Origin of the sequence: Fodinibius sp. (assembly GCF_041642155.1) — a bacterium.
Taxonomy (GTDB): Bacteria; Bacteroidota; Rhodothermia; order Balneolales; family Balneolaceae; genus Fodinibius.
Genome location: NZ_JBEPWZ010000145.1, coordinates 1 through 7177 on the forward strand (window position 1 = coordinate 1; position 7177 = coordinate 7177).

Here is a 7177-nt window from a genome sequence, read left to right on the forward strand (position 1 = left end):
TACCGGCCGTCGTCGGAGACCGCATCAAAGTACCACCACTCATAGCCCCCCGGCGGCTGGCCGGTCGCGCGGGTATCCCGGGATGGATCGGATATAATATTCATAGATCGGGGTGAAAGTTTTTAGACAGAATCATGCCTGCATATAAATATAACCCTTAAAGCTAAATATAATCCCCAAAGCCTCAATGTAGAAATTTCCTCACTTCCGACAGGAAAAAGGCCGGCCTTGAAAAATCAGGAATATAGTTACGCAGAGGCGGTGCGGAGGACCAAAAATAATTTCTGTCCGAAGCTCCGCGGGGTTCGGAGCAAGTTAAATTATTTTCCAGAGCGCCGGTGAAACCTGATTTCTGATTTTTCACCAGCCGGTGATTCATTTTTTGATTACTTTTTCCTTCGTCGAAAAAAGTAATAAGTAATTGTAAATAAAAAAAAGACAGCAAAGAAATGTTTTGTAGCTGTAAACGTATCCAAAGCACAATTTGATCTTCCCTTTTTCCCTGCTACCTTTTATCCTGGATTATTCACAAAGAAATTTGGTTATGAGCAAGGCAGAATGGAAATGGAGGCGGAGAGATACCTTTGTACCTTGAGCATCCATTTTCAATCCAACGCAGCACAGGAGCAAATTTCGAAGTCCTCATGTTCATAATTCAAAAAAATGACCGTATGGTATCCTAAGGCTTTAGAAAATGAACAGGATTACGAATCACTCCATAGTATTCATGAATAATTCCGGTTAAGTATGCTGATATTATTTTACATAGCATTGGGTTACCTTGCGATCACCACGGCCATTTTACTGCGGAACAGGCGTGATTTCAAACCGCTGGAGCCCGTGCCCCCCGGCTATTTTGCCCGGCAGTCCCCGGGAGTAAGTATCTGCATCCCCGCCCGTAACGAGGAGGTATCCATCGAACGCTGTGTCCGCTCCGCGGTCAGCCAACAGTATCCCGACTACCATGTGTATGTACTGGATGACAGCTCTACCGACGGGACACCGGACATCCTTGCTACCCTGGAAGATCAGTTCCCGAAGAAACTGACGGTCCTGCCCGGACGTCCGAAACCCGACGACTGGCTGGGCAAGCCGTGGGCCTGTCACCAGCTCGCGGAAGCCTCCCGTGAGGAGATTCTTCTTTTTATAGACGCTGACACCTGGCTGGAACCTGCTGCCGTGGCTAAAACCGTTCGTGCAATGGGACAGGATATCCTGGATTTCATAACGCTCTGGCCTTCGCAGCAGCTGGGATCGTTCTGGGAAAAAACGGTAATTCCGCTCATCTACATGGCCCTCCTCACCCTGCTGCCGGTCCGTTACGTCCGCCGTCCCCCAAAATGGATTCCCCCGTTCCTCAGAAAGTATGTGGATCCTCTCTTTGCCGCGGCATGTGGACAGTTTATGGCTTTCAAGCGCCGTAGTTATGAGAGGGTTGGGGGACATCAATCCGTTAAGGACATGATTGTCGAGGATGTGGGCCTGGCCCGAACCATAAAACAGGCCGGCTATACAATGAATATGTACCACGGCCGGGACGTAGTTACCTGCCGGATGTACCGGTCGCACAGCGAGCTCTGGCAGGGACTCCGGAAAAATTTCCTTGCTGGTTTCGGGTATAACCTTCCTGTGTTTGTCGTAATGGGGCTCCTGCAGGGGGTGGCCTATGTACTCCCTTTCCTCGCTCTTCCCCTGCTATTCTTTTGGGAGGAACCACCAATACTGCAGGGGTTCTGTACAGCGGTGTTGCTTCTGGCACTTACCCAGCGCTTTATCGTTAATCGCTGGTTCAACTGGAGTATGTTTTATGTCCCCCTCCATCCCCTCGGGGTCGGCTGGTTCCAGGTATTGGCTATACAAGTATTGAAGGATTATATGATGAAAAATTCGCCGACGTGGAAAGAGCGAAAACTGTAAAAATAGGACTGGCCTTTGAAAACCAGGGATCTGTGTAGCTATAACCGGGGCGGAGGATAGAAAATAATTTCTGTCTGAAGCTCCGCGAATTTCGGAATAAGTTAAATTATTTTCCGAAGCACCGGCTATAGCTGATTCCTGAGTTTTCACCAGCCGGTGGGTTTTTTGGCTACTTTTTTGGTCATTCAAAAAAATAGTAAGAATGATGATCCTACAATCTTAAAACTTGATGTTTATTTTTATCCCTAAAGTGTCCATATTGCAGGAAGATGAAGAATGCTATTGACAAATACCTTCGCTATTTAAATGTCGAGCGAAACGCTTCCCCGCACACCATTACCTCGTATCAAAACGACCTGGAGCAATTTTTCGCATTTTGCCAGGCTCACTTTGACCGGGAGGTTCCCGATATCAACCGCATTGAGCGCATAACGATACGGCTTTGGCTGGGTGAGCTCTCTGAGCGGGGACTGGCTAAAAGCTCTATCGCACGTAAAGTGGCAACTGTTCGCTCTTTTTTCAAGTATTGTTTTAAACGGGGACTTGTGCAACAGAATCCGGCCCATCTGCTTATTGTTCCTAAAAAAGACCAGCCGCTCCCCCAAACGGTCTCTGCGGCCGACATCGAGCGGATGATGGAGCTGGCTTCCGGCGACACCCCGCGTTCTGCTCAAAACCGGGCGATCCTCGAACTTCTGTATGGCACGGGTATCCGTCTCAATGAACTGACAAGCTTGAATGAAGAGGACATCAACCAGGGTCTCAGGCAAATAAAAGTGACGGGTAAAGGATCCAGGCAACGCATCGTTCCGATGGGCGCCCGCGCACAGGAAGCGATAGAGCGGCACCTCGATACCAAAGCGGAACTCTACGGCAAGAAGACGGATGCTGACGCTCGAAAGGCCGTCTTCCTTGCTGCAGGGGGACAGCGGATCTACGACCGGGCTGTGCAGCGGCTGGTCAGGGATTTCCTGCAGCGCGCCAGTGAAGTCACCCAGAAAAGTCCCCACGTTCTCCGGCACAGCTTCGCGACCCATTTGCTTGACAATGGCGCCGATATCCGTGTAATTAAAGAACTGTTGGGGCATGCTGATCTGTCAGCAACACAAGTTTATACGCATACGTCCGTTGAACGATTGAAAAGTGTTTATGAATTAGCACATCCACGAGCTAAAACTTAAACTTAACAAAAGGATTCATTATGAAAACTACATTCACAGCACGCCATTTTGATCCATCATCAGAACTTCACGCTTATGCTGAAGATGCCGTTCAAAAGTTAGATCAATTTTATGATCGTATTATTACCTGCGACATCATCTTACAGCCGGTAGCTGATGACGAAAATCCCCAGCAGGCTGAACTGAATGTAAAAGTACCTCAGAAATTATTAAATGCTAAAGAACAAGCTTCTTCTTATGAACAGGCTATTAATATGGTAATTGATAATATAGCGCGACAACTGAAAAAATATAAAGACATTACCCTTCACCAACGCTAACGCCCTGAGTTATGCCTTTCGGTCCACATAAATGTATTCCCAAAAAGGAAAAAATAAGCGTTGCGTATCTCGTAGAGCGACTCCGTAAACGTGTCAATATCGAGCTTAACACGCTTGTGGCCGAATGCGATAACGAACAGCGATACGTCACCGAGGCGGACCTTCACCGCCCCGGTTTGGCGTTAGCTGGCTTTGTTAAACTTTTTACGCACCAGCGAATACAGGTTATCGGCAACACTGAAAGCCGTTACCTGAAAAGTCTTACGGTAGAAGAGCAGAAAGCTGCTTTTGAGAACCTCGTGCAGTTTAACATCCCGGTGCTTTTTATAACAAACAGCAACGGTCTGCCGGATCATTTGCTTACTATGGTAAGGGAGGCCGGTATTCCCGTATATGGTACGCCCTTCGAAAGCACCCGTTTTTTACAGCTGCTCCGGGAATTTTTGGAAGATCAGTTCGCTTTGCAAACGATCGTACACGGCTCCATGGTGGATGTCTATGGCGTAGGCATCCTTATTGTCGGCAAGTCGGGTATTGGCAAAAGTGAAGTAGCCCTCGACCTGGTTGAACGCGGTCACAGGCTGGTGTCTGACGATGCGGTTGTACTGACCAAGAAGAATAACGTGCTTATGACCTCCGCCACGGAGATGAACAAACATTTTATGGAAATACGCGGGCTCGGCATCATCGATATCATGTCGATGTTTGGCGTTCGCGCTATCCGTTATCAAAAGCGGCTGGAGGTGGTGCTTGAACTCTCGTTGTGGGACGAAGAATCCCAGAATATCGAGCGCACGGGCTTGAACAGAGATACGACCTCCATTATGGATATTGATATCCCGTTTATCAACTTGCCCATAACCCCTGGGAAAAACATAACCGTTATTGCGGAAGTCATTGCCATGAACTACCTACTGCGCCATTATGGCTATGATGCCGCCGAAGCGTTCCAGGGAAAGGTCAAAAAACACATTGCGGAAAAGAAAAAAAGAACCAGTACTCCCCGCAGCGCCATCGAGTACTTCGAAGGGGATGTAGAATAGGATCTTAAATCATTTGATTTTAAACCTTATAATGCCTATAATTACCCCATTTAAAGTCACAAGGTTTACAGTTACTTTTTTCCCCGGGAAAATACGCGGCTCCAGCTAAATTAACATGTTCTTAAAAAACTATTACTATTATGACGAGCAAAACTGCGAGTTTGTGCCCGTCAAATACAACAAATTAGAACGAATTGTCTATACCGCTTCCGTTTGGCTTTTATGCGGCGTGGTCTTAAGTGGAATCGGAATCTCCATTCTTTCTTTTTCGATTGGAACGCCAGCCGAAATTGCCCTCAAGGCGGAAAACGCTGCCCTTAAGGAGCAATTAAGAATTACCCAACAAGGTATTTCCAATCTCGACCGGCAGGTAGATCAGCTTGCGGAAGTCGACAACGAAATGTACCGCTCCCTTTTAGGGATGGAAAGCATCTCTCTCGATGAGCGAAAAGGAGGTGCCGGCGGTGCTGATGTTTATAGTGAGTTCGATATTCATAGCGAAGAAACGGCAGATATTTTAAAAGAGACCGCTCAAGACCTCGAAAGCCTGGAACGAAGCATCAATATTCAGCAGTCGAGCTTCGATGATATTAAGTCGACCTACAACGAAAACCAGGAAAAAATGATCCACGTTCCGGCTATCAAACCGACCGAAGGCGATATTGTCAGCGGCTTCGGAAAGCGATATCACCCTATCCTGAAGTACCGGCGCCAGCACGGGGGAATTGATTTTAATACCAACGTCGGGAGCAAGGTCTTTGCCACCGGCGACGGGGTCGTCAAACACGCTTCGCGCAAAGGCACATACGGGCGGCTGCTCATAATCGACCACGGCTTTGGCTATGAAACCTATTATGGCCATCTTTCCTCTTTCGCCAAAGACGTCCGCCCCGGCACGCGAGTCAAACGTGGTGAACTGGTCGCCTATACTGGAAACACGGGATTGTCATCGGGCCCCCACCTGCATTACGAAGTACACCAGGATGGCGAACCTGTCGATCCCCTTCATTTTCTTTTTGTTGATGTGTCTCCTGAAGAATACGCTGTGTACAAAGAAAAAGCCGAATCCAGCGAACGATCCATGGATTAGGTCAGTTATCATCCGCTCCTGTCTGTGCAGATCTGCGGACCAACCTTTGTTTAGCTTCCAAACTTTCTGCTTTTACTTCTCCTTTTTCAAGACTCCTGCATCCTCCACCGCTCCTCTATTTTGTCAACCGCACGAACGGATTTCCGTATCCAATCCAGTTGCAAGTCAATCTTTTCCTCTTCACTGAGCATCCATCCCCCTCCCTCTTTGCGCAGCCGGGTGGACAGCTCATACAGGCAAAGCGCCGCACTCACGGATATATTGAAGCTTTCGCTGAAGCCCACCATCGGAATCCGGGCATAACCGTCCGCTTCTTCAAGGGCAAAACCGGATAGTCCCGTTAATTCGGATCCGAATACCAGGGCCGTCTTTTGATCCAGTGGAATTTCATCGATCGTCACATCATCCTCGTGGGGCGTGGTGGCAATCAGCCGGTATCCCTCCCTCCGCAGCTGCCGGTAACACTTCCGGGTGTTTTCAACACCTTCCCCCTCATCGTTATACTTGTGCAATGACAGCCACTGGTCGGAGCCGATCGTCACGCCTTTAGCGGGACTAAAATTGTTTTCGTTTTCAACAATGTGCACATCCTGTATTCCGAAACAGTCACAGCTTCGCAAGACGGCGCTGGCATTATGCGGCTGATAGAGATCTTCCAGCACGACGGACAAAAAACGCGTGCGCTGTCCGAGGACTTCATTAATGCGCTGCCAGCGATCTTCGGTGATGAATTGTAGTAAATGATCTATTAACGCTTCTTTTAACGCTCGATTCATAAAATTGTTTATCTGATGTGTATTAATCTAAGATATATGTTATAATACTTCTTGTTATTTCATTTATCCATTAAAAAAAGAGGTTTATATGCTCGTCAGGGATATCTTAAAAAACAAGGGATATGAGGTTTACAGTATCTCCGCAGATCAAACCGTGTTTGAAGCCATTGAAAAAATGGATAAACTTGACATTGGAGCACTGGTCGTCATGGACGGAGATCAGCTGCTGGGTATTCTGAGTGAACGGGATTACCGCAGTAAAGTTATTTTAAAAGGGCGGACTTCCAAAAAGACGAAGGTCAATACCATTATGACCGGCAGCGTCTATAATGTCAGTCCCCGGGATACCGTGGAGTCTTGCATGTCCATTATGACCGACAAAAAAATTCGTCATCTCCCTGTTATGGAAGATGATTCTGTCGTCGGCGTCATTTCTATCGGGGATTTGGTAAAGGCGATCATCTCCAAGCAAAAAGGAGAAATCACCAACCTCCGGCAATATATCCAGGGCGGCCAGTATCCGGCCTGAATGCTCCTTTGCATCGATCAGTTTCAGCGTCATTTCGGATGGCTGACCCCAGGTGATGGTGCGGGTACAAGGCTTCGATAAAATAAAAAAGGCAGCCCGTAACCAGACTGCCTAATCAGATTAATTAGAACCCCCTATGCTGCTCGGGATCCTCTATACTTACCATAATATACAGTAATGATGTATGTCTGTCACGAGCATCGCAGCTGAAATCAGTCCAGGTCGAAACGGTCCAGGTTCATAACCTTGTCCCAGGCCGCCACGAAGTCCCTTACGAACTTCTCATTGGCATCTTCAGCTGCGTAGACTTCAGCAAGGGCA

7 protein-coding genes are annotated in these 7177 nt (G+C 47.8%); 6 read left to right on the forward strand and 1 reads right to left on the reverse strand.

What is annotated here, in order from left to right:
• The first annotated feature begins 747 nt into the window (after positions 1-747).
• From ACESLU_RS09340 to ACESLU_RS09360, 5 genes are all read left to right on the forward strand, one after another.
• Positions 748-1917, forward strand: coding sequence for a glycosyltransferase family 2 protein (locus tag ACESLU_RS09340; RefSeq protein WP_372638316.1), 1170 nt, complete (start codon positions 748-750; stop codon positions 1915-1917).
• A 269-nt stretch (positions 1918-2186) separates the two neighbouring features.
• Positions 2187-3098 carry a tyrosine recombinase XerC gene (locus tag ACESLU_RS09345; RefSeq protein ID WP_372638318.1) on the forward strand — a complete coding sequence of 304 codons (912 nt, stop codon included), beginning with the start codon at positions 2187-2189 and terminating at the stop codon, positions 3096-3098.
• 20 nt (positions 3099-3118) lie between these two features.
• A complete protein-coding gene (gene hpf / locus ACESLU_RS09350; protein WP_372638320.1) occupies positions 3119-3418 on the forward strand; it encodes a ribosome hibernation-promoting factor, HPF/YfiA family in 300 nt (99 codons plus the stop codon).
• Positions 3419-3429: 11 nt separating this feature from the next.
• The gene (hprK, locus tag ACESLU_RS09355; RefSeq protein WP_372638322.1) at positions 3430-4461 is read left to right on the forward strand and encodes an HPr(Ser) kinase/phosphatase; all 1032 of its coding nucleotides are present in this window, start codon (positions 3430-3432) and stop codon (positions 4459-4461) included.
• A 115-nt stretch (positions 4462-4576) separates the two neighbouring features.
• Positions 4577-5551 (forward strand): M23 family metallopeptidase, encoded by a 975-nt coding sequence (locus ACESLU_RS09360; protein WP_372638324.1) that lies wholly within the window; start codon positions 4577-4579, stop codon positions 5549-5551.
• An 86-nt stretch (positions 5552-5637) separates the two neighbouring features.
• Here the strand turns inward: ACESLU_RS09360 and ACESLU_RS09365 are convergent, their stop codons facing one another.
• Complete coding sequence (locus ACESLU_RS09365) at positions 5638-6327, reverse strand: TrmH family RNA methyltransferase (protein ID WP_372638326.1); 690 nt, start codon at positions 6325-6327, stop codon at positions 5638-5640.
• Between the two features lie 88 nt (positions 6328-6415).
• Between ACESLU_RS09365 and ACESLU_RS09370 the strand changes: the two genes are divergently transcribed.
• Positions 6416-6856 (forward strand): CBS domain-containing protein, encoded by a 441-nt coding sequence (locus ACESLU_RS09370; RefSeq protein ID WP_372638328.1) that lies wholly within the window; start codon positions 6416-6418, stop codon positions 6854-6856.
• The last annotated feature ends 321 nt before the right edge of the window (positions 6857-7177 follow it).

Coding starts and splice junctions, on each gene's coding strand:
- ACESLU_RS09340 (WP_372638316.1), top strand. CDS start 748: ATGCTGATATTATTTTACATAGCATTGGGTTACCTTGCGATCACCACG.
- ACESLU_RS09365 (WP_372638326.1), bottom strand. CDS start 6,327: ATGAATCGAGCGTTAAAAGAAGCGTTAATAGATCATTTACTACAATTC.
- ACESLU_RS09370 (WP_372638328.1), top strand. CDS start 6,416: ATGCTCGTCAGGGATATCTTAAAAAACAAGGGATATGAGGTTTACAGT.
- ACESLU_RS09345 (WP_372638318.1), top strand. CDS start 2,187: ATGAAGAATGCTATTGACAAATACCTTCGCTATTTAAATGTCGAGCGA.
- ACESLU_RS09360 (WP_372638324.1), top strand. CDS start 4,577: ATGTTCTTAAAAAACTATTACTATTATGACGAGCAAAACTGCGAGTTT.
- hpf (WP_372638320.1), top strand. CDS start 3,119: ATGAAAACTACATTCACAGCACGCCATTTTGATCCATCATCAGAACTT.
- hprK (WP_372638322.1), top strand. CDS start 3,430: ATGCCTTTCGGTCCACATAAATGTATTCCCAAAAAGGAAAAAATAAGC.